Genomic DNA, 22,145 nt, shown 5'->3' with positions numbered 1-22,145 from the left:
TTCCAACGGGAAGTTGTCCCCATCACGTCCCGGTGCCCGCGCTACTCCGCAGCGGACTCCGCGGCAGCCTTGGCGTTCTCCTCCAGCAGCTCCAGGTCCGCCGGCACCACCAGACGTGAAGCGACGGCATGCTCCACCAGGCGGGCCCGGCGGTTGACGGCCAGCTGGCGCGGTCCACCACGCAGCCCGCGCACCCCGAACCGGGAGAGCTTGTCGCACACGTTGTCGAGCTTGCGGTTGAACCGGGTGATCGCCCAGCCCAGGCGCGCCGCGGCCTGGGCGGAGGTGGGGATCGAGGCGGTCGAGCCGCGTCCGCGCAGCACCGGCTCGGCGAGGGCGATAATCAGCAGCTTCTGGGTCTCGGTCAACGTCACCGGACCGATCGTGGTCTCCCCCACCTGGGTGCGTTCCGGGGCAGAGGCCTCGAAGTGCGGGGAGTCGCCCACGATGCCGATCTCGTAGGTGGTGGGGCCTGCGGTGAACAGCACGGAGGTGTGCGAGAACACCAACGGCAGCCGGGCGCCGGGCGCCAACCAGGCCTGCATGTTCCCGTCGGAGTCGGCCACAGTGGCGGACAGCCTGCTGCCGACGTTCTCCAGCCACCAGAGCTCGTCGTGGTAGGCGATCGTCAGGAACCGGCGGTGCAGGTAGGGATTGTCGTCGATCTCCAGGTCTCCCTCCCTGCCGATGAGGAAGGACTCGTCGTTGTTGACGTCGAACCACTCACCGCAGAACTCGACTTGGATACTCATCGAACGCTTCGCCCCCTTGGGTCAGGCACACACCGTAGGACTCTCATTATTACTGGAGAGGTTCCGATTGGTCGCGTCAATGCTCCAGATCTGCACGCAAACCTGCTCAGGCCGGGCCTCCAGGGTGTCCGACGTACGCGAACCAACGTTCTCTTCCCACCGTTCGCCACCGGAGGTGGCGACATAGTAGAACTCTAGTTCGTTGTCGAACTCCGGGGCATCCCACGAGACTTCGACCGTGTCACCGTCGCGTTCGGCAGTGGCGTTCTGCGGCGCCGGCGGGAGCTCGACCTCGGTGCTCGGGTCGTCGGGAGGAATGGTGACCGGCGCGGTTGTGGTCTCCCCCTCGCCACCATCGGGTTGGTTCAGGGCCCCGATCGCCATCGCGGTCACCGCTGCGACCACCACCAGCGCGGCACCGGCGGCGATCAGGGTGGTGCGGCGGCGCGGGGGCGGCGGCTTCGCGGTCTCTTCGACACCGGCTGCTGCGCCGATCTCGGGCCGCACGGCGGTCTCCCGTCCGCCCGGCTGATTGCGCGGCGACCGTGCTGCCGCCGGGTCGATGATGGCGGGCCGGTGCCGGGTCCCGTCCGGATTGACGTCGATCGTGGACACCGACCGCACCCGGGTGCGCTGGTCCTCACCGGACTCACCGCCCCCCGTGCCGTGTGCCCACGAGGTGTCCGGGACGTCCAGCGGCGTGGGGGTCAGGTGGAGCTCGGTCTCCACCCGCTGGATCGCCCGTGCGAACGCAGCCGCCGACGGGAACCGCTGAGCGGGATCCTTCGCCATCCCGCGGCGGAACACCTCCTCCAGCGACTCGGGGACGTCGTCGCGGCCGGTCGGCGGCACCGGCTCGCGTTCGATCCGAGTGATCAGGTCCAGCGCGGAGTTCGACCCGCCGGCCGCCTCGAACGGTGACCGCCTGGCGAGCAACGTGTAGATGGTGGCGGTGAGCGCGTAGACGTCGGCACCCACCCCACGCGGGGCGTCATCGGCGAAGAACTCCGGCGCCGCCCACGGAATCGACATGCCCGCCTGGTCGGAGTCGTCGGCCGCAGCCGTGGCCACGGAGATACCGAAGTCGGTCAGTGCCGGCCAGCCGTAGTCCGTGGTGAGCACGTTCGCAGGCTTGATGTCCCGGTGCAGGATGCCGGCCCGGTGCGCGGTCTCCACCGCGCCAGCGAGTCGGGCGGCGATCCGCAGCGCCTCGGCCACTCCGATCCGCTCGTTGCGGTAGCGCACGGACAGGTTCGGGCGGGGGCAGTACTCCATCACCAGGTACGGGCGCCCGTCCTCAGTGGTGGCCGCCTGGTAGATGGTCACGATCGAGGGGTGGGTGGACAGCTGAGCCATCAGGTTCGCCTCGCCGACGAACTGGGTGAGCCCGTCCGGGGTGACGGCGTCGGCGAGCAGGGCCTTCACGGCCACCTTGCGCCGCGGGAGCTCCTGCTCGTACAGGAACACATCCGCGAAGCCGCCGCTGCCCAGCAGCCGTTCGTGCTGGAATCCGGGAATCTCCGGCGGCCGAGAGGGGCGCCGTCGACTCACCCGGCCCCCTGGGACGTAGTCTGCACCGTCAGGGTGACGCCGTCACCGAGATCCACCACAGTGCCAGCCGGTACCGACGCGCCCTCACCCGGGTGCAAACGCCGGGGCGGGGAGCCGGGCTGGACCACCACAGTCCCGTTGGTGGAGTTCAGGTCCGTCACGACGGCGTGCCCTCCTTCGGCTCGAATCTCCACGTGCGTACGGGAGATGTCCTGCTCCGGGCTGGCCACGGTCACCAGCCGCGGCTGCACACCCGCGTTGAATCGGGCGGACTCCGGTGCCCTGCCGATCAGCACCGGGCGGTCCAGCGGCACGTGCGCGCCGGTGGACATGGCCAGGTGGATGCTCGGCTGGGCCGCTGCGTGTGGTTCGTCGTACAGGTCGCTCTCGCCGGTGCCGGGTGCGGCGCCGTTCCCACTGGGCAGCTGGGAGACCATGATCGTCTCCCCGTCATGATCACCCTCGATGTCGACATCACCCTGGCCCTGCGCCGTGGGCGCCGGCTGGGACATGTCCGCGGGCGGGGCCCACGGCGGTGGGGCAGCCTGCTGCACCCCGGGAGCGCCGAAGGCCGCGCCCGGCCCGTACGGCGGAGCAGCGGCCGGATAGGGCTGGTCCACCTGCTCCGCAGGCGGTGGTGCCCCGTACTCCGCACCGGCCTGGTGAGCGTACCCCGGGGAGGGGGCCTGCGGCACCTGCTGGGCCATCAGGGAATCGAAGGAAATCACATCGCTGTCTGCACTGGCAGCCGCGGGCTCCGGTGCTGGCGCGGGCGCAGCGGGGATATCCGGGGCCTCCGCACCTGCGCGGGAGAGCACGGTCTGCTCGGGTAGCTCGTCGTCCGCGCCGGCAGCGGGCTGCCCGGCTTCGGACAGCTGCGCCGGCTGGTCCTCAGGTTCGTCGAAGGCCGGGGTCGCCGGAGGCTCCGCAGCGGCCTGCTCCTGGGCTGCTCGTGCCTGTTCGCGGTCGGAAGCGGACACCGCCCAGGGCAGGGAGTCGATGATGTCGCTCCCGCTCGAGGTGAGCGTGGGCGCATCGGTCGCGTAGTTGTCCTCAGCCGCGCCCTCCTCAGCCGCGCCATCCTCAGCCGCGCCCGGGAACTCTGCCGGCGACGGTGCTGACTCTTCCTCGGCGGTGTGCGCGGACACCTCCATCGGGGCATCGGCCCCAGACCCCTGCACGCCATCGCGGTCATGTTCGGCCTCGTCGCCGTGGTCCTCACTCGGCGCGTCCGGCGCTTCCGCGGAAGCGTCCAGCTCGGCCGGTGCCTCGTCGCTCGGGTCGTCGGGAGTACCGCCAGAACCGGCTTCTTCCGGGTCGTCCCCCAGTCCGTCCGCTTCCGCTGAAGCGTCCGACTCGACCTCGTCGGACCGCGTTTCGCCGCCGGCGGGCTCATCGAGCGCAGCGGGCTCCTCGAACGCAGCGGGCTCGCCCGCCTCGTCGTCGGCGGGTTCGGCGGTATCGTCGCCGAAATCATCGGCCGGTTCATCGGGTTCGGCGGGTTCGGCGCCATCATCGGTGGCTACTTCATCGTCACCCGGCTCATCGTCACCCGGCTCATCGTCAACGGATTCGTCATCGACAGACTGATGGTCGCCGAACACGTCGTCAACGGATTCGCCATCGGCGTCCTCGTCGGGGTTGCCCTCCGTCGGCAGACCGTCCTCGGGCCTACCGTCCTCCGTCGGGTGATCGTCCTCCGCCTCGCTGCCGGTTACCGCCCCGCCGACGACGGCAGCCGCCACCGGCACAGCCGCGCCGATGCCCAGTGCCGCTTCCGCTGAAGCGCCGTCACGGACCTCATCGCCATCGCTCTCGTCGTCGCCGCCGGTCTCGCCGCTCTCGTCATCGCCGCCGGTCTCGCCGGCGTCGCCAGGTGCCGACTCCGCCTCGTCGGCTACCGGCTCTGCGCCGGCGGCTGGCTCCTGCTCGGCGGCCGGCTCAGGGTCGCCATCGCCGTCATCACCTGCCTCGTCCCCGGACCCGTCGCCGTCCTCAGCGACTGCCGCGGCACCAGCAGCCCCGGACGCACCGCCAGCCGATCCGAGCCACTCCACCCGGGAGGCGAGCACAACGCCACCCGAGAGAGGCCACTCCGGGTGAGTTGCGCCGTCGCCGGTGACCTCCACCCGATAGTGCTGCCCCGGCAGCAGCGCCTCCCGCCAGGTGGCGATCCCTGCCGCCCCCACGGTCGATTCCCCTGCGGTCACCTCAACCTCACCGCGTACCAGGACGCGCAGTTCGTCCTCGCCGTGCTGCACCAGGGCGAACGCGGGCAGGTTCGCAAACCCGTCGGCGGCCAGCACCTCGAGGCAGCCGCTCACCCCCCGACCCTCGCTGAGGGCAGCCCAGACCTGCTCCACTTGCTCGGTGGCAATGCGCGGATCCAGCAGCGCCGTACCGTGCCCGGTCACCAACGCCGTCCACTCTCCGTGGACGTAGCGCGCTGTCAGGTTCACTGTCATGCCGATCCTTCCGTGGGCATCACTTGTTCTCGCGGCAATGTAGTACCCAGCGCCTCGGACGAGGATCCACCGTCCACCCTCGGCGCCGTGTGGGCGAGTTCACCGGCGCCGGCGAGGTCCACCACCACCACTGACACGTTATCGCGTGCGCCGCCCTGGATCGCCGCCGCCAGCAGCGTATCCGCGGCCGCCGAGGCCAGCGGCTGTTCGGCCAGGACCTCGGCGATCTGTTCTTCACTGATCTCATCGAGCAGACCATCAGTGCACAGCACGAGCCGTTCCCGGGTGCCCGCGGAGAGCAGCCAGAAATCCGCTGTGGTGTCGCTACCGGAGTCCACCGCGCGGGTGATCACGTGCTTGTGCGTGAACACTGCCACCTGGTCCGGCTGCAGGGACCCGGCGTCGAGCATCTCCTGCATCACCGAGTGGTCCACGCTCACCTGCACCAGGGCCCGGTCGGAGAACCGGTACACCCGGGAGTCGCCGACGTTGAACACCAGCCAGTACGGCGCGCCCTCGTGCCCGGTCAGCACCGCTCCGGCGACTGTGCTGCCGGCCGTGATCGTGCCGCCTCCGCGTTCGGACAGCTCGGTGCGGATGCGGGCCTGGGCGGTGTGGATGGCGGCGAGCACGTCCTCACCGTGCACCTCCACGTCCGGGTGCCAGCCGTCGGAGAACTCCGCGAACGTGCGCACCACGGTGGCCGAGGCCATCGCGCCGTGGACGTGACCGCCCATCCCGTCGGCCACGAGGAACACCGGCGGCTGTGCCAGCACCGCGTCCTCGTTCGCCGATCGGCGGCCGCCGGCATCGGTGGCCGCACCCCAAGCAACCTGCACGCGTCGCCGTCCTTCCGTCCTGTCCGCCAGTGGTCCTCGATGATCCTAGACCGATGCACGGCCGGTGCCGCTAGAACACCGTGGGGAAAACTCCCCAGTAGGCCGCGATCAGCAGCAGTCCTGCGGCCCCCACGTGGGTACTCCCCCAGATCACCAGCGCGCCCGCGCTCATCGCCCGCATGCCCAGCGTGCGCCACGCATTCCAGGCCGAGGCGACCGAACGCACCCCCACGGCGGCGGCCAGGATGCCGAGCACGTGCAGCAGCAGCCAGCCGCCGTGCACCACCAGATCGTCGGTCCGGTAGTTCAGCGCCAGGCTGGCCACATACGCGATGTAGGCGACGAAGATCACCAGCACCGCCACCGTGGCCATCACCGTCGCAGCACTGTACCGGGCAAGCGGGGGTGGCATCTTTCGAGTCGGCCGCCGCACCAGCCGGCTCGTCCCCCAGACCAGTGGCCCGATCAGGACGAGGACGAACGCCGCCAGCAACGTGTACACCAGCATGTCGCCGCTCGCGTACCAGCGGGGATGATCCACCGGGGCGGCCCGGAAAGCCTGCTCCGGTTGCGCCCCGGCGATCCGCGGCGAGGCCATCGCGGTCTCCGGCAGGCCCTGGGTCCAGCGCGCCAGGACTCCGACGAAGCCCGGCGCGAGCTCATCGTCGACCCGGATGCCGTGGTTCGCACCGTCGAAGTAGCGCACGGTGTAGGACTCGTTCCCGGCGTGGGAGATGTCTTCGATCAGCGTCAGCGGCCCCTGGATCGTGGGCATCGAGGTGTCATCGGTGCCGTAGACCATCAACACTGGTTGCCTCACTTGGCGCTGCCACGGTGTCGCGTCGAAGTCCGCATAGTCGAACCCCCCGCCCGGCATATCGGCGCCCAGTCCGCGTGGGATGGCCCGCAACAGTGCGTCCGGCACCCCGACGTTGCGCAGGTAGGAGTCGGCGGCGAACGCGAACTGCTCCCGGGGCGGCACCACCGGCGCCGACACCAGGATCAGGTACCCCACCCCAGGCTCCTTGACCGCCGCGATCGGTGCGATCCAGGCGCCCTCGCTCTCCCCGTAGATGCCCACCTGGGTGGGGTCCACCCCCGGCCAGTCCCGCAAGATCCGCCAGGAGACCAGGTAGTCCTCCGCCATCGCCGGATAGCTGCGGCTGGTGGCGGTGTAGGTGTCCATCCGCTTGGCCGGGACCAGCACGTACACCCCGGCACTGGCCAGTGCCTGGGCCTGGTCGGCGAAGTTGAGGTTGCCGGCCGTACCGGCACCGTGCATGAACAACATCGCCGGCCGCTCGCCGGGGGCATCCACCGGGTAGGTGAGGGTGGCCGCCACGGTGGCACCGTCGAGCTGGACGTCGAACGTCTCCTGCTCCACCGCATAGCTGCCGACCGGGTCGGTGACGGCATCGGACCCAATCGCTACATCCCGGGTCTCCGGGACGATGGTGGACTCGAGCGGCTGGGGCGTCCAGCGCGGCCCGGCCAACGACCCGATCACACCGAAGCCGATGACGATGGCCAGCACCATCGCGAGCTTCCGGTATCTCACCGGGTCAGAGTATCCGGCTCAGAAGCCAAGGCGTTGCAGGTGCTTGGGGTCGCGTTGCCAGTCCTTGGCCACCTTCACGTGCAGATCCAGGTAGACGGCGGCGCCGAGCAGGGCTTCGATCCCGCGCCGGGCGGTGGTGCCCACCTCGCGCAGCCGGGCGCCCTTGGTGCCGATCACGATCCCCTTCTGCGAGTCGCGTTCCACAAACAGGTTCACCCGGACGTCCAGCATCGCCCGGCCGTCCTTGGCGGGCCGCTCGCGTTCGACGATCTCGTCCACGACAACTGCGAGCGAGTGCGGCAGCTCTTCGCGGACGCCTTCCAGGGCGGCCTCACGCACCAGCTCGGCGACCATCACGTGCTCGGGTTCGTCGGTGAGCTCGCCGTCCGGGTACAGGGGTGGGGAGATCGGCATGTGCGAGCGGAACACGCCGATGAGCTCATCGAGCTGGTACCCGGAGACCGCGGACACCGGCACGATGTCCGCCCACTCGCCGAGCTGGTCGATCTGTAGCAGGTGTTCGGTCAGGCGGCCCTTGCTGACCGTGTCGGCCTTGGTGGCCACGGCGACCACCGGGGTGCGCGCCTCGGCCACCTTCTGGGCGATGAACCGGTCTCCCGGTCCGATCTTCTGGTCGGCGGGCAGGCATAGCGCCACGGCGTCCACCTCGGCGAGCGTGCCCACGACGAGCTCGTTCAGCCGCTCGCCGAGCAGCGTACGCGGCCGGTGCACGCCAGGGGTGTCCACCAGGATCAGCTGAGCATCCGGGCGGTGCACGATGCCGCGGATCGCGTGCCGCGTGGTCTGCGGCCGCCCGGAGGTGATCGCCACCTTCTGCCCGACCAGGGCGTTGGTGAGGGTGGACTTGCCGGCGTTCGGACGCCCGACGACGCAGACGAACCCGGCACGGAACTCCCCACCGTGATCCTCGGCGGGGCTGGTACTGCTCTGGTCGGTCACCGTGATGTCCCTTCCGGACTGTCCGCCGAGACGGGTGAAGGTGCGCTGGCGGACTCCGTGGGCGACTCCTCGACGCGCCACACCCGCAACGTGTGCAGCCGGCGGCGCCGACCCTGAAACCCTAAGGCCTCGAGCCAGATGCCGTGGGTCTCCGCCTTCGCTCCCTGGATCGGGACCCGGCCGAGTGCCTTGGTGAGCAGACCCGCTGCGGTGGTGACCTCGTCGTCGTTGACCTCGGTATCGAACAGGTCGCCGAGCTCGTCCAGCCCCAGCCGAGCCGGGACGACGAACGTGCCGTCCTCCTCGGTCTGGACCTCCTCCTCGGAGGGGTCGTGCTCGTCGGTGAGCTCACCGACGAGCTCCTCGAGGATGTCCTCCACGGTCACCAGCCCGGCCACCCCGCCGTACTCGTCCACCACGATGGCGATGTGCACGGAGTGATCACGCATCTCGTCCAGCAGGTCGTCGACCACTTTGGTCTCCGGGACGAACAGCGCCGGCCGGAGCACCTCGTCGACGGCGACCGCGCCATCGTCGGGGTCGAGCACCGAACGGGCCAGGGCGTCCTTGAGGTAGAGCACCCCACGCAGGTCGTCGACGGATTCGCCGATCACCGGGACCCTGGAGTAGCCGGACCGGACGAACAGGTTGAGCGCCTTGCGGATCGGTACCTCGGTGCCGATGGTGACCATATCGGTGCGCGGGACCATCACCTCCCGCACCCGGGTGGTGCCCAGCTCGAACACGGACTGCAGCATCTCCCGCTCGTCCTCGTCGATCTGGTCGCTCTCGCTGACCCGGTCGACCATGTCCCGCAGGTTCTCGCTCTCTTCCTGCAGCTCCTCGGCCGGGGTGCGCCCGGAACGTCTGCCGAGCCTTCGAACGGCCCCGGCCAACGGTGTGAGCGCGCGCTGCACGGCCAGGACCGCGGGACCGACCATCGCGACGGTCCGTGCCGGGTGCCGGCGGCCGAAGGTCCGGGGCAGCACCTCGACCAGCACAGTGGCGGCCACGATGAGCACAGCCGCGGCCACCAGCAGCATCTGCCACCAGCGGGGCATCACCGCTCCGACCAGCAGCGTCACGCACACCGCTGCGACGATCCCGGCGAGGGTACGGCCGTACCCGGCGGCCCGGATCCCCGGGCTGGGGTCCTCGGAGAGCTGCAGCACCACCGCTCCGCGCGCGTGCTCGGCGGCGTACTCCTGCGCGGCCGCGCGGGTCAGCCTGGCGATCGCTTCTTCGGCGGCGGCGAGCACCGCAGCAACGACAGTGGCCAAGAAGGCGAGCACGATCATCAGGCCGATTCCGCCTGCTGCCGCCGAGACCACTCCAGTTGTCGCGTCCAGCATGGCGCTACCGGCTGGCGAGGAAGGTGAGCAGGAGCCGGCGCTGCAGGTCGAACATCTCCTTCTCCTCTTCCGGTTCGGCGTGGTCGTAGCCGAGCAGGTGCAGGATCCCGTGCGTGGTCAGCAGCAGCATCTCCTCCTCGGCGGAGTGGCCGGCGGTGAGTGCCTGGTCGGCCGCGACCACCGGGCAGACGACGATCGAGCCGAGGATGCCCTCGTCGCTGAATCCGCCGTCGATGCCCGGTCGGAGCTCATCCATCGGGAACGACAGGACATCGGTCGGTCCCTCTTCGTCCATCCACTGCACATGCAGCTCGGACATCACCTCGGTCTCCACGAACCGGATCTCCAGCTCCGCCTGCGGATGGACGCCCATCGCGTCGAACACGTGCCGGGCCAGGCGCGCGAACTCGGCCTCGTCCAGCCGGGAGCCGGACTCGTTGGTCACCTCGATGCTCATCGGCTCCCCTGCCCTGGCCGGTGCGGTGCGGTGTTCATCGACGGCGTTCCTGTCGGTCCGGCCGCCGGTGCGCCCGGTCGGGGCTGGCCTGCCGGTGCCGGGTCTCGTAGTGGGAGTAGGCGTCGATGATGTCCGCGACCAGTCGGTGGCGGACCACGTCGGCACTGGTCAGCTCGCAGAACGCCACGTCGTCCAGGCCGTCGAGGATCTCCTGCACCACCTTCAGCCCGGAGACCTCGCCACCGGGCAGGTCCACCTGGGTGACGTCCCCGGTGACCACGATCCTGGAGCCGAAGCCGAGCCGGGTGAGGAACATCTTCATCTGCTCGGCGGAGGTGTTCTGCGCCTCGTCGAGGATGATGAACGCATCATTAAGAGTTCTACCGCGCATATATGCCAGCGGCGCCACCTCGATCGTGCCGGCGGCCATCAGCCGGGGGATGGACTCCGGGTCGAGCATGTCGTGCAGGGCATCGTAGAGCGGGCGCAGGTACGGGTCGATCTTGTCGTTCAAGGTGCCGGGCAGGAAGCCGAGCCGCTCCCCTGCCTCCACCGCCGGCCGGGTAAGCACGATCCGGTTCACCTGCTTGGCCTGCAGCGCCTGGACGGCCTTGGCCATCGCCAGGTACGTCTTCCCGGTACCCGCCGGGCCGATCCCGAACACCACCGTGTTCGCATCGATGGACTCCACGTAGTCCTTCTGGCCCACCGTCTTCGGCCGGATCGTCTTGCCCCGGTTGGACAGGATGTTCATCGTCAGCACCTGCGCCGGCCGGTCCGTGGTGGCGCTGGTGAGGATGGTGATCGCCCGCTCCACGGCATCGGCGGTGAGCGGCTGGGCGGAGGAGGCGATCTGGGTGAGCTCGTCGACGAGCCGTTCGGTCAGGGCCACGTCCCCGGCATTGCCGGTCATGGTGATCAGGTTGCCGCGCACGTGCACATCCACCTGCGGGAAGCCCGTCTCGATGGCTTTGAGCACCTCGTCCCGCTGTCCGAGCAGAGCCACCATAGGCACGTGGTCGGGGACGGTCAGCTGGTGGCGCACCTCGCCAGCCGGCAGCTGGTCGTCGTCGGTGGTGGGGTTGGTCTCGGTCATGGGCTGGGCCGGTGGCCCTGGGTGACTCCTCGTTCGTGGTGCTGGCATCCGAGTTCCGGACGTCTCTCGATCTTACCGAGCGCGGCCACAGGTGGCAGAAGGGTTAACGGTCCGGTCTCACCCGCGGCCCAGCCGCTGAGCGAGCAGGGCGAGCGCAATCGGGCCGGCGGTGGAGGTGCGCAGCACATGCGGTCCGAGCCGGACCACCTGGGCCCCGGCGCCGCGCAGGCCCGCCACCTCTGTTTCGGCCAGGCCGCCTTCGGGGCCGACCACCACGAGCACCTCGGGGCAGTCGGCGCCAATCTCGCAGCTACCGATCGGAGTGTCCGCACTCTCGTGCGCGACCAGCACAGCACTCCCCTGCTCGACGGCGGAACCAGCGGTGGCGAGCAGCTCCTCGCCGTCCAGCAGATCGCCCACCTCGGGCAGGAACGCACGCCGGGACTGCTTGGTGGCGGCGAGCACCACCTGACGCCACCGCTGCACCCCCTTGGCTGCTTTGGGGCCCCGCCAGCGGGACACCGACCGGGCCGCCTGCCACGGGATCGCCCGATCCATCCCGACCTCGGTACCAGCTTCGATCGCGAGCTCGTCCCGGCCACCCTTGGCCAGCGCCTGCACCAGGACCATCCGGCACCCGGGAGCCTGCTCCCGGTCTACGGCGGTGACGTCCAGGTCCAGGCGAGCTGCGCCGTCGACGGTAGAGACCACCCCGGTCAGGCGCACACCGGCACCATCGACCACCTGGACCTGCTCGCCGGCGCGCAGCCGCATCACGGCAGCGGCGTGCCGGGCCTCCGGACCGGTGAGCGAGTACCCGTCACCGACACCGACGCCGTCCAGGTCCCCGGGGGTGGTGACGAAGACCGGCAGGCTCACTTGCCCTGCAGCTTCTCCCGGAGCCGGGAGAACATCCCCGGGTGCGCCGGGGCCAGGCGGGCCTCGGGCCGTTCCTCACTGCGCAACGTGGCGAGCTCGCGGAGCAACCGTTCCTGCTCCTCGTCCAGCTTGGTCGGCACTGCGACGTTCACGTGCACGTGCAGGTCACCCCGGCCGTTGCCGTTCAGGTGCCCGACGCCGAGGCCACGCAGGGTGACCACCTCTTCCGGCTGGGTGCCGGGCCGGATGTCCACCTCCTGCTCGCCGTCGAGAGTCTCCAGATCCAGCACGGTGCCCAGGGCGGCAGCGGTCATCGGGACCTCGGCGGTGCAGTGCAGATCGTCACCGCGGCGGGCGAACACCGGGTGCCGGCGTTCGCGCACCTCCACGTACAGGTCTCCCGGTGGCCCGCCGGCCGGGCCCACCTCGCCCTGACCGGTGAGCTTGATCCGGGTGCCGTCGTCCACCCCTGCGGGCACGTTCACCCGCACCGAGCGGCGGGTCCGCACCCGGCCCTCGCCGTTGCACTCGTGGCAGGGGCTGGTGATGACCGTGCCGAAACCGGAGCACGCGGCGCAGGCGGTGGTGGTCATCACCTGGCCGAGGAACGAACGCGCCATCCGCTGCACCGAGCCACGGCCACCGCAGACGTCGCAGGTGGTGGGGCTGGTCCCGGGCTGGCAGCAGGAGCCCTGGCAGGTGGTACACATCACTGCGGTGTCCACCTCGATGTCCTTGGCCACACCGAACGCGGCGTCGGACAGCTCCAGGTCGATCCGCAGCAGCGCGTCCTGGCCGCGGCGTGCCCGGGACACCGGACCGCGTTGCCCGCCGCCACCAGCCGCCGCGGCGAAGAACGACTCGAAGATGTCCGAGAAGCCGAACCCGGCACCGGCTCCCCCTCCGGCCATCCCGGGCATACCGCCCATGTCATAGGCGCGCCGCTTCTCCGGGTTGGAGAGCACATCGTTCGCGGCGGCGATGTCTTTGAACTTCTCGGCACTGTCCGCACCGGCGACGTCTGGGTGGTGCTGGCGGGCGAGCTTGCGGTAAGCCCGCTTGATCTCCTCGGTGCTGGCGTCGCGGGAGACGCCGAGGACGGCGTAGTAATCGCTCACAGGTGACTTTCTCTAGGTTCTCAGGTCGCGGGGCGGGTGGCACCGCGTGGCTGACGCAGTGCGAGGGGGCCGCTCGGAGGCGGTCATCCGGTCATGAAGCGGGAGAGGTACCGGGCGACGGCGCGGACGGAGGCCATCGTGGTCGGATAGTCCATCCGGGTGGGTCCGAGCACGCCGAGCTGGCCGACGGCGTCACCACCCTCACCGTAACCGCTGGCGATCACTGCCGTCTCGGCGAGGTTCTCATGGTGGGTCTCGCGTCCGATCCGCACAGCCAACGGTCGGTCGGCGCTGTCCTCGACCATCTCGGTGAGCAGCCGCAACAGCACCATCTGTTCTTCGAGTGCCTCCAGGACCGGGCCGATCGTGCGGGGGAAGTCCAGGTCGGAGCGGGCAAGGTTCGCCGTGCCGGCCAGCACGATCCGTTCCTCGACGTCCTCGGAGAGCGTCTCGTTGATGGCCTGCACGATCGCGGTGATCAGCGGACGGTCGACCGGTGGGAACGCCTCGGCCACGGTGGCCAGGTGCTCGCGTGCCTTGGCGGCGCCCAACCCAGCCACCTCGGCGTTGATGCGGGCCCGCAGCTCGGCGAGGAGCAGTTCGTCCAGGTCCTCGATGGACTCCAGCATCCGCTGGGCCACGCGCCCGTTGGCGGTGATGATCACCACCATCAGGCGCCGCGGGGTGGTCGGCACCAGCTCCACGTGCTGCAGCGCCGAACGGCGCAGCGAGGGGTACTGCACCACGGCCACCTGCTGGGTCAGCTGGGCCAGCAGGCGCACGGTGCGTTCCAGGAGCTCGTCCAGGTCCACCGCGCCACCGAGCAGCTCGGTGATCGCACGGCGTTCAGGCAAGGACAACGGCCGGACCACCGAGACCTCGTCCACGAACATCCGGTAGCCCTTGTCCGTGGGGATCCGGCCCGCCGAGGTGTGCGGTTGGGCGATGTAGCCCTCGTCCTCCAAGGCGGCCATATCGTTACGGATGGTGGCTGGCGAGACACCCAGGTTGTGCCGGTCCACGAGGTTGCGGGAACCGACCGGTTCGCGGCTGCGGACGTAGTCCTGCACGATCGCCCCCAGCACCTGCCGTCGCCGCTCGTTCGCCACTCGCCTCACCTCCCGATCAGCACTCGAACCTCTAGAGTGCCAATATTACGCGTCTGAGACCAACTTGACTGTGGGCCAGAACACGCACGGCTGGCGCCCCCATCCCGCGGGGGTGCGCTTGTGCTTGCGATCCGGCCGTTTCGCGACCACAACCACACCCCCGCGGTAGGTGGTGGCCGGTACGGGGGTTAGCGTGGCGCGCCTCCCGTGGGTCCCCCGGGCCTGCGCCTAGCGTTGCCCGGGTGAGTTTCGATCGTTATGGCAGCAACGTGCTCGCCGAGGACCCGCATCCGCCCCGGCGCCCGCAGACTACCGACACGCCGGCGGAGCCGGGGCTGGTGGTCGAGGATGTGCAGACCGGCTGGGTCGGCGCCATCGTGAGGGTGGAGAAGAGTGGAGGCGTGCACGTAGTGGTGCTGGAGGACCGCCACGGCAAGACGCGCACCTTCCCCCTGGGAGCCGGGTTCTGGGTGGACGGCAAGCCGGTCCGGTTGGTGCCCCATCGACCCGCTCAGCAGACGCCGGCGCGGAGCCGGACGGCATCCGGGTCGGTGGCTGTGGCCGGTGCCAAGGCCCGGGTCGCCCGTGGGTCTCGGATCTGGGTGGAGGGCCGGCACGACGCCGAGCTGGTGGAGAAGGTCTGGGGCGACGATCTGCGCATCGAAGGTGTGGTGGTCGAGCTGCTGGAGGGCATCGACAACCTCGCCGACCACTTGGCGCAGTTCCGGCCGGGACCGGGCCGGCGCGTCGGTGTGCTCGCCGACCACCTGGTCCGAGGCAGCAAGGAGAGCAGGATCGCCGCGGCCGCCACGGCGAAGTTCGGCGCTGAGCACGTGCTGGTGGTGGGGCATCCGTACGTGGACGTGTGGCAGGCGGTGAAGCCGGCTCGCGTGGGCCTGGAGGCCTGGCCGCACATCCCGCGCGGCACGGATATCAAAGTGGGTTCGCTGCGTGCTCTCGGCTGGCCGGCCACCGACCAGGCGGATATCGCCCGGGGGTGGAAGCGAATCCTGAGTCAGGTGCGGGACTTCCGCGACCTGGAGCCGAGTCTGCTCGGTCGGGTGGAAGAGCTGGTGGACTTCGTTACTGCCGAGCAGCCATGAGCGGCAGCTGACTGCGGTACTGCCAGGCGATGGCGATCGCGGTCAGCGGCATCGAGACCAGCACTCCGATACCGCAGAGCAGGGCCCCGACGATGTTCGCCACGTAGGCGAGCAGCAGCAGCAGGATGGTCTGGCCCGGGAAGGCGACGGCCATCTTCACCCCTGAGCCGATCGACTCGAACACTCCCTGGCGCTGGTCGATCGCGAACACGACGATGTAGGCCGCGAAGAAACTGAGCAGGATCGGGCCGACGAAGGTGAAGCTCAGGATTCCGGAGGCGAGGCCGAGCAGCAGCGCCACCAGGATCACGGCACCCAGGTTCGGGATCTTGAAGAAGTCCGCGACGGTGATCGCCTCACCACGGACCAGCTTCAGCGTGGCGTTACTCATCCCAGCTGCGGCGACGATGCTCACGAACACCGTCACGACGAGCACGATGCCGGCGCTGGCAGCAAAGGCAACCACTCCGCCAGCGATGGCCGCGTCCGAGTCTGCGTTGAGGGCGATCAGCCCGGTACCGCTGAGCAGCAGGAGCCACAGCACGGTGATCACGGCCACGATCAGCGCCCAGGCAAGCTGGCCGAGGATCAGTGTGCCGGCGTTTGCCGTGAATGCCCTCCAGGCGTACCCGAAGCCGTCGGTGGCCTGAGGTTCTGGCGGCAGTGGAGGGTAGCCGGCCGGGCCGTAACCCGGTGCACCCTGCGGCGAGCCTGGGTAGCCGCTCGGGGCGCCTTGCGGGTGCCCGTACGGATCGCCCGGCGGTCCGTACTGTCCCGGCGGCGGGCCAGGCGGTGGCGGCCCAGCAGCCCCCGGCGGCGGCCCAGGCGGTGGCGGGCCAGCAGCACCCGGAGGCTGGCTAGCAGCACCGTCCGGCACACCACCGGACTCAGGCGTCGGGGGTGGTGCGGATCCGGACTGTTCGGCGGGCCGCTCACCGTCGGGAGGGTTCTCGCTCATAGTGCATACGCTAGCGGCCGGGCACTCTCCGTGGGGAGAGTGCCCGGCCGCTGCGTGCAGGTCGCCGCCGTCAGACCGGAGGTGCGATCGGCTGCTGGCTGAAGCTGCGGTAGGCAAACACCGACGCCGCCACGCTCATCGGAACCGTGATCAACAGACCCAGCCCGCAGAGCAGGGCACCGACGATGTTGATACCCAACAGCGCGAGGGCGAGCAGGAGGGTGGACCCCAGGTTCTGGGTAACCATCTGCACCGACCCCTTCAGACCATCGATCCAGGAATGGTTCCGGTCGATGATGAACGGGTAGGCGAAGATCGTCAGGAAGCCGACGATCACCGTGATGATGGCCAGTCCGGGGGCGACCGCGGAGAGCAGTCCGGAGACCACCGCCCAGACCACGGCCCAGATGAGCACGTTCTGCATGTTCGGGATCTTGAACGCCTCACCGAGCGTCGGCTTGTGGCCGGCGGACTGCTTCAGACCACCGTTGGCGAACGCGCCACCGATGATGCCGGAGACGATGCCGGTGATGAGGTTGGCCACCAGAGCCATGACGCTGAACCCGGTCACCGCCGCGCGGGAGTAATCGGTGCCCATACCGCTGAACGACGCCGAGACGGCCGGGTTGAGCAGGAAGGTCACCGCCCCGACGATCAGCCAGGCGAGGAGCATCAGCACGATCCAGAAGCCGGCTGCCTTGAAGACGGCGTTCCAGCCGTAACTGATCGCCGCACCCACGGAGAACTGCTGTGGGTACGCCTGTGCATACGGGTTCGCGTTGAACTGCGGCGCCTGCGGCGGGCCGCCGTAACCGGGACCGGGCTGGCCGTACTGACCGTAGGAGTCCGGCCCGGGGGGCGGCGGGGACTGGAAGCCACCCTGCTGTGGGTTCGGGTACGCGCTCGGCGGCTCCGGAGCAGCCCCGTAGTTCGGCGGCTGTCCGGGCCCAGGAGGAGGCGGAGGAGCCTGACCAGGACCCTGTCCCGGCGGAGGCGGGGGCGGGGGCGGAGGCGGTGCCTGACCCGGCCCCTGTCCCGGCGGAGGAGGAGGGGGCGCCTGACCCGGCCCCTGCCCTGGAGGCGGCGGAGGCGGGGGCGGCGGCGCGCCGCCCGGGTTCTGAGGCTGTCCCTCGGGACCCTGGGGCCCGTTCTCGGGAGGCTGCTGACTCATTCGGCTCCACTTTCTGTTGCGAGACAATGGGTCGCGAAATACGCGACGCTGCGCACACGCTATCGGTGTGCACCCGGTCGGCGCCACGCACAACACCGGTGAGGCGCAGAATTCCGGGCTTTCGCGCCGGGGCGCGGTCAGTCCACGAGTTCGCGCACGACGGTGTCCGCAAGCAGCCGGCCACGCAGGGTCAGCTGCGCTACACCGTCGGCAGCCGCCTCGGCCTCGAGCAGCCCGCCCGTCACCAGCGCCGGCAGCCGGTCCCGCTTGCCCGGCGCCACCTGGAGCCCCTCGATGAGCCGCACGCCGAGGAGGATCTCCTCGTCCGCGCGCTGCGCGTCGTCGAGCACCTCCACCCCATCCACAGGAAGCAGCCCGTCGGCCACCAGCTGCGCGTACGGCCGAGGGTGCTTCACGTTCCACCACCGCTGCCCGCCGATATGGCTGTGTGCCCCGGGGCCCACCCCCCACCAGTCCTGCGAGCGCCAGTAGGCGATGTTGTGCCGGCAGCGGCTCGCTTCGTCCCGGGCGAAGTTGGAGATCTCGTACCAGCCGTAGCCGGCGTCGGCGAGCAGAGCGGCGGCGAGCTCGTACTTGTCCGCCTCATCGTCATCGGCCGGCATCGGCAGCAGCCCGCGGCGCACCTGCGCACCCATCTTCGTACCCGGCTCCACCACCAGCGCGTAGGCGGAGATGTGGTCCGGTGCCATCGCGATCGCCGCCTGCAGACTGGTCTCCCAGTCCGCCAGCGTCTCCCCCGGGGTGCCATAGATCAGGTCCAGCGAAACCTGCAGCCCCGCCTGCCGGGCCCAGTCCACCACCTGCGGCACCCGGTGCGGGTCGTGGGTGCGTTCCAGCGTGGCGAGCACGTCCGGCACCGCCGACTGCATCCCGAAGGACACCCGGGTGAACCCGGCCGCGGCCAGCTCGCGCAGATCGGCAGCGGTGACCGAGTCCGGGTTCGCCTCGGTGGTGACCTCCACGCCGGGGGTCAGGCCCCAGGTGCTCTCGATCGCGGTCAGCATGGCCACCAGGTCGCGCGGAGGAAGCAGCGTGGGGGTGCCCCCGCCGACGAACACTGTGCTCACGGCACGTTCCGGCAGACCGGCCGCGGCCATCGACTCGGCGGCCAGGGTGATCTCGGTGACCGCACTATCGGCGTAGTCGGAGCGGTTCGCGCCCTCGCCCAGCTCGGTGGCGGTGTAGGTGTTGAAGTCGCAGTACCCGCACCGGACCGAGCAGAACGGCACGTGCAGGTACACGGAGAACTCCCGCTCGCCCGCCCCCTGACCTACGTTCTCGCCAAGGAGAGCCTGCGGCGGGCGGCCGCGCTGCGCCGTCGTCATCGGCATCGGTGCGGTACGCACCTGTTCACTTCTTCGCTTCCTTGCCGGTGGGGACGTCGGAGGAGAGTGCGGCGATGAACGCTTCCTGCGGAACTTCCACCCGGCCGATGTTCTTCATCCGCTTCTTCCCCTCCTTCTGCTTCTCCAGCAGCTTGCGCTTGCGGGAGATGTCGCCGCCGTAGCACTTGGCGAGCACGTCCTTGCGGATCGCGCGCACCGTCTCCCGGGCGATGATCCGCGAGCCGACGGCCGCCTGGATCGGCACCTCGTACTGCTGGCGCGGGATCAGCTCCTTGAGCTTGCCGGTCATCATCACGCCGTAGGAGTAGGCCTTGTCCCGGTGCACGATCGCGGAGAACGCGTCCACCTGTTCCCCCTGCAGCAGGATGTCCACCTTCACCAGGCTCGCGTCCTGCACACCGGTGACCTCGTAGTCGAAGGAGGCGTAACCGCGGGTGCGGGACTTCAGCTGGTCGAAGAAGTCGAAGATGATCTCCGCCAGCGGCAGCTCGTACCGAAGCTCCACCCGGGACTCGGACAGGTAGTCCATCCCCTGCATCGACCCGCGGCGCGCTTGGGAGAGCTCCATCACCGCACCGACGAACTCACTCGGGGTGAGGATCGTGGCCTTCACCATCGGCTCGCGCACCGAGGAGATCTTCCCGGCCGGGAACTCGCTGGGGTTGGTCACCACGTGCTCGGCGCCGTCCTCCATGGTCACGTCGTAGATCACGTTCGGAGCGGTGGAGATCAGGTCCAGGTTGAACTCCCGCTCCAGCCGCTCGCGGACGATCTCCACGTGCAGCAGACCCAGGTAGCCCACCCGGAAGCCGAAGCCGAGCGCCACCGAGGTCTCTGGTTCGTAGTTGAGCGCAGCGTCGTTCAGCTTGAGCTTGTCCAGGGCGTCCCGGAGCACCGGGTAGTCCGAACCGTCGATCGGATAGAGACCGGAGAACACCATCGGCTGCGGGTCCTGGTAGCCGCCGAGAGCGTCCGTGGCAGGCGTGACGGCGGAGGTGACGGTGTCCCCGACCCGGGACTGGCGCACGTTCTTCGCGCCGGTGATCAGGTAGCCGACCTCGCCCACCCCCAGACCGGGCACCGTGTGCGGTTCGGGGCTGGAGACGCCGATCTCCTGTAGTTCGTGCACCTCACCGGTGCTCATCATCTTCACCTTGTCGCGGTGGCTGAGCTGCCCGTCCACCACCCGCACATAGGTGACCACTCCGCGGTAGATGTCATAGACCGAGTCGAAGATCAGTGCACGCGGCGGTGCCTCGGCAGTGCCGGTGGGTGCGGGGATCTCCTGCACGATCCGGTCCATCAGCTCCGGCACCCCCGCACCGGTCTTCCCGGAGACCCGCAGGCAGTCTTCCGGGTCGCCGCCGATCAGGGAGGCGAGCTCCTCGGCGAACCGATCCGGCTGCGCCGCCGGCAGGTCGATCTTGTTCAGCACCGGGATGATCGCCAGGTCGTTCTCCAGCGCCAGGTACAGGTTCGCGAGCGTCTGCGCCTCGATCCCCTGGGCGGCGTCCACCAGCAGCAGTGCCCCTTCACAGGCGGCGAGCGAACGGGACACCTCGTAGGAGAAGTCGACGTGGCCGGGGGTGTCGATCATGTTCAGTGCGTACGGCTGCTCCCCGACCTGCCAGGGCATCCGCACCGCCTGGGACTTGATCGTGATGCCCCGCTCGCGCTCGATGTCCATCCGGTCCAGGTACTGCGCGCGCATCACCCGGTCCTCGACCACACCGGTGAGCTGCAGCATCCGGTCGGCCAGCGTGGACTTGCCGTGGTCGATGTGCGCGATGATGCAGAAGTTGCGCAGCAGCTCGGCGGCGGTGGCGCTGGGGGCGATGGCGGCGCTGTCAGACGGCGTCACGATGGGCACGGGCTTGATTACCTCGGGGGTCGGCGGGCAGAGCAGGTCTATCCCCTATCGTCCCATGGCTTGATCGTCCTCCCCCACCGCGAACCTCGGATGGTGCGGTGGGATGTCGCATTTCGCTGTGCGGTGGATCGTTCGCGTGACCAGGAAGATCGGGCATCATCGGTACATGAGCTCGTTACCGGAGTCGATCGGACAGCTCGCTCGTGTGCTCAGCGTGCTGTTCCGCCTGCCCAGTGCCGCCGTGCTGGTGCTCGCGACGGCGGCGGCCGGCCTGGCTCTGATCCTCGCCGTGGTGAACCTCACCACGGCGGAGGTGGTCACCGCCGGGCACTGGGTGGTGCTCGCGCTCGCGGCGCTGTTCGCGCTGCCGGTGGCGCTGTTCGCGATCCGGCGACGGCGGTGGTTGCACAAGGTGGAGACGTCCACTCCCGCTGTGGTCTCCACGGAGATGGTGGGTCCAGACGAGCTGGCGGACCGGGTCTCGGACCAGATGGGCAGTACGCCCGGCGGTGAGGACGCCCGGATCGTGCTGGACGCGATCACCGAGGGCCGGATGCCGGCTGGGATGGGGACCGGACCGCGGGCGCGGATGACCCGGTGGCTGGGATCCGGGCGGCTCGGTGTCCTCGGGCATGCGCTCACCCGCTTGGAGCAGGCACAACGGGGGCTGCTGGTGGCCGCCGGTGGCCCGGTGTCGGCGCCCTACCTCAAGGATGACCTGCGGCTGAGCGCGCTGGCACTGCTGGGCACGCTGGTGGCGATCCCGTTGGCGGGGCTGCTGGCGATCATCCTGGCACTGGTGCTGCTCGCCGGCTGAGCACGGAGCCGCACCCGCCGGCAAGGCGAGGCGAGGCGAGGCGAGGCGACAGCACACGGCAACGCGGGGAGGCGGGCCGGTTGGCGGCTCAGGGGATGATCAGCTCAGGTTCGGTGGCCGCCTGCACGTCCTCGGCGTTCACTCCGGGGGCGAGCTCGCGCAGCACCAGGCCCGCCTCGGTCACGTCGATCACCGCCAAGTCGGTGATGATCCGGTTCACTACAGCGCGTCCGGTCAGCGGAAGGCTGCACTCGTGCACGATCTTGGGACGAGCGTCCTTGGCGGTGTGCATCATCAGCACGATCACGCGTTTCGCGCCCTGCACCAGGTCCATCCCGCCGCCGGGACCTTTGACCATCTTCCCGGGGATCATCCAGTTCGCGAGGTCCCCACGACCGGAGACCTGCATCCCGCCGAGGATCGCGGCATCGATCTTGCCCGCCCGGATCATCGCGAAGCTGGTGGCAGAGTCGAAGAAGGACGATCCCGGCAGCACCGTGACGGTCTCCTTACCGGCGTTGATCAGATCCGGGTGCACCTGCGCCGGATGCGGATACGGACCCACGCCGAGGATGCCGTTCTCCGACTGCAGCACCACGGTCCGTCCTGCCGGTACATAGTTCGGCACCAGAGTGGGCAGCCCGATACCGAGGTTCACATACGCTCCGTCAGGCAGCTCCTGGGCCGCGCGGGCGGCCATCTCCTCTCGGGTCAGTGCCAACG

The 22,145-nt window shown here is 69.7% G+C and carries 19 protein-coding genes; 2 read left to right on the top strand and 17 right to left on the bottom strand.

Annotated elements, in window-relative coordinates; all coding sequences use genetic code 11:
• Positions 1 to 41: 41 nt before the first annotated feature.
• The 12 genes from FU260_RS10000 to hrcA form a co-directional block, all read right to left on the bottom strand.
• The gene (locus FU260_RS10000; protein WP_147916928.1) at positions 42 to 752 is read right to left on the bottom strand and encodes a hypothetical protein; all 711 of its coding nucleotides are present in this window, start codon (positions 750 to 752) and stop codon (positions 42 to 44) included.
• Positions 753 to 773: 21 nt separating this feature from the next.
• Complete coding sequence (locus FU260_RS09995; protein ID WP_147916927.1) at positions 774 to 2,303, bottom strand: serine/threonine-protein kinase; 1,530 nt, start codon at positions 2,301 to 2,303, stop codon at positions 774 to 776.
• Positions 2,300 to 4,768: an FHA domain-containing protein gene (locus tag FU260_RS09990; protein ID WP_147916926.1), complete on the bottom strand. Its 2,469-nt coding sequence runs from the start codon at positions 4,766 to 4,768 to the stop codon at positions 2,300 to 2,302. Before FU260_RS09990 ends, FU260_RS09995 begins: the two co-directional genes overlap by 4 nt.
• Entirely contained in the window at positions 4,765 to 5,607 is an 843-nt protein-coding gene (locus tag FU260_RS09985) for a PP2C family protein-serine/threonine phosphatase (protein ID WP_168211722.1), read from the bottom strand. Before FU260_RS09985 ends, FU260_RS09990 begins: the two co-directional genes overlap by 4 nt.
• 70 nt (positions 5,608 to 5,677) lie before the next feature.
• A complete protein-coding gene (locus tag FU260_RS09980) occupies positions 5,678 to 7,165 on the bottom strand; it encodes an alpha/beta hydrolase family protein (RefSeq protein ID WP_147916924.1) in 1,488 nt (495 codons plus the stop codon).
• 18 nt (positions 7,166 to 7,183) lie between these two features.
• Entirely contained in the window at positions 7,184 to 8,125 is a 942-nt protein-coding gene (gene era / locus FU260_RS09975; protein WP_147916923.1) for a GTPase Era, read from the bottom strand.
• A complete protein-coding gene (locus FU260_RS09970) occupies positions 8,122 to 9,477 on the bottom strand; it encodes a hemolysin family protein (RefSeq protein ID WP_147916922.1) in 1,356 nt (451 codons plus the stop codon). The genes era and FU260_RS09970 overlap by 4 nt, the downstream gene beginning before the upstream one ends.
• A 4-nt stretch (positions 9,478 to 9,481) precedes the next feature.
• Positions 9,482 to 9,934, bottom strand: coding sequence for an rRNA maturation RNase YbeY (gene ybeY / locus FU260_RS09965; protein WP_147916921.1), 453 nt, complete (start codon positions 9,932 to 9,934; stop codon positions 9,482 to 9,484).
• Positions 9,935 to 9,968: 34 nt separating this feature from the next.
• On the bottom strand, positions 9,969 to 11,030 hold the full coding sequence (locus FU260_RS09960) for a PhoH family protein (protein ID WP_147916920.1): 1,062 nt from the start codon (positions 11,028 to 11,030) through the stop codon (positions 9,969 to 9,971).
• A 117-nt stretch (positions 11,031 to 11,147) separates the two neighbouring features.
• Positions 11,148 to 11,909, bottom strand: a complete 762-nt coding sequence (locus FU260_RS09955) for a 16S rRNA (uracil(1498)-N(3))-methyltransferase (protein ID WP_147916919.1) — start codon at positions 11,907 to 11,909, stop codon at positions 11,148 to 11,150.
• Positions 11,906 to 13,027, bottom strand: a complete 1,122-nt coding sequence (gene dnaJ, locus FU260_RS09950; RefSeq protein ID WP_147916918.1) for a molecular chaperone DnaJ — start codon at positions 13,025 to 13,027, stop codon at positions 11,906 to 11,908. The genes FU260_RS09955 and dnaJ overlap by 4 nt, the downstream gene beginning before the upstream one ends.
• Before the next feature lie 83 nt (positions 13,028 to 13,110).
• Positions 13,111 to 14,136: a heat-inducible transcriptional repressor HrcA gene (hrcA, locus tag FU260_RS09945; protein ID WP_147916917.1), complete on the bottom strand. Its 1,026-nt coding sequence runs from the start codon at positions 14,134 to 14,136 to the stop codon at positions 13,111 to 13,113.
• A gap of 242 nt (positions 14,137 to 14,378) precedes the next feature.
• Between hrcA and FU260_RS09940 the strand changes: the two genes are divergently transcribed.
• Complete coding sequence (locus tag FU260_RS09940; protein ID WP_147916916.1) at positions 14,379 to 15,239, top strand: DUF3097 domain-containing protein; 861 nt, start codon at positions 14,379 to 14,381, stop codon at positions 15,237 to 15,239.
• Here FU260_RS09940 and FU260_RS09935 read toward each other — a convergent pair.
• From FU260_RS09935 to lepA, 4 genes are all read right to left on the bottom strand, one after another.
• Positions 15,220 to 16,197 (bottom strand): hypothetical protein, encoded by a 978-nt coding sequence (locus tag FU260_RS09935; RefSeq protein ID WP_147916915.1) that lies wholly within the window; start codon positions 16,195 to 16,197, stop codon positions 15,220 to 15,222. The two genes, FU260_RS09940 and FU260_RS09935, sit on opposite strands and share 20 nt — an antisense overlap.
• Before the next feature lie 70 nt (positions 16,198 to 16,267).
• Positions 16,268 to 16,936 (bottom strand): hypothetical protein, encoded by a 669-nt coding sequence (locus FU260_RS23565; protein ID WP_168211581.1) that lies wholly within the window; start codon positions 16,934 to 16,936, stop codon positions 16,268 to 16,270.
• Positions 16,937 to 17,505: 569 nt separating this feature from the next.
• Entirely contained in the window at positions 17,506 to 18,720 is a 1,215-nt protein-coding gene (hemW, locus tag FU260_RS09925; protein WP_147919422.1) for a radical SAM family heme chaperone HemW, read from the bottom strand.
• A gap of 19 nt (positions 18,721 to 18,739) precedes the next feature.
• Positions 18,740 to 20,605: a translation elongation factor 4 gene (gene lepA / locus FU260_RS09920; protein WP_147916913.1), complete on the bottom strand. Its 1,866-nt coding sequence runs from the start codon at positions 20,603 to 20,605 to the stop codon at positions 18,740 to 18,742.
• Positions 20,606 to 20,771: 166 nt separating this feature from the next.
• Between lepA and FU260_RS09915 the strand changes: the two genes are divergently transcribed.
• Positions 20,772 to 21,422: a hypothetical protein gene (locus tag FU260_RS09915; protein ID WP_147916912.1), complete on the top strand. Its 651-nt coding sequence runs from the start codon at positions 20,772 to 20,774 to the stop codon at positions 21,420 to 21,422.
• A gap of 88 nt (positions 21,423 to 21,510) precedes the next feature.
• Here the strand turns inward: FU260_RS09915 and FU260_RS09910 are convergent, their stop codons facing one another.
• Positions 21,511 to 22,143 (bottom strand): CoA transferase subunit B, encoded by a 633-nt coding sequence (locus tag FU260_RS09910; RefSeq protein WP_280527390.1) that lies wholly within the window; start codon positions 22,141 to 22,143, stop codon positions 21,511 to 21,513.
• Positions 22,144 to 22,145: the final 2 nt, after the last annotated feature.

The sequence above is a fragment of the Ruania zhangjianzhongii genome (assembly GCF_008000995.1).
Taxonomy (GTDB): Bacteria; Actinomycetota; Actinomycetes; order Actinomycetales; family Beutenbergiaceae; genus Ruania; species Ruania zhangjianzhongii.
The sequence above is the reverse complement of the archived record's forward strand: the minus strand, read 5'-3'. Positions and strand labels throughout refer to the sequence as shown.

Excerpts from the sequence above, each read along its gene's own strand:
- FU260_RS10000 (WP_147916928.1), bottom strand. The coding sequence starts at position 752 with ATGAGTATCCAAGTCGAGTTCTGCGGTGAGTGGTTCGACGTCAACAAC.
- FU260_RS09990 (WP_147916926.1), bottom strand. The coding sequence starts at position 4,768 with ATGACAGTGAACCTGACAGCGCGCTACGTCCACGGAGAGTGGACGGCG.
- FU260_RS09970 (WP_147916922.1), bottom strand. The coding sequence starts at position 9,477 with ATGCTGGACGCGACAACTGGAGTGGTCTCGGCGGCAGCAGGCGGAATC.
- ybeY (WP_147916921.1), bottom strand. The coding sequence starts at position 9,934 with ATGAGCATCGAGGTGACCAACGAGTCCGGCTCCCGGCTGGACGAGGCC.
- FU260_RS09960 (WP_147916920.1), bottom strand. The coding sequence starts at position 11,030 with ATGACCGAGACCAACCCCACCACCGACGACGACCAGCTGCCGGCTGGC.
- FU260_RS09935 (WP_147916915.1), bottom strand. The coding sequence starts at position 16,197 with ATGAGCGAGAACCCTCCCGACGGTGAGCGGCCCGCCGAACAGTCCGGA.
- hemW (WP_147919422.1), bottom strand. The coding sequence starts at position 18,720 with ATGCCGATGACGACGGCGCAGCGCGGCCGCCCGCCGCAGGCTCTCCTT.
- FU260_RS09915 (WP_147916912.1), top strand. The coding sequence starts at position 20,772 with ATGAGCTCGTTACCGGAGTCGATCGGACAGCTCGCTCGTGTGCTCAGC.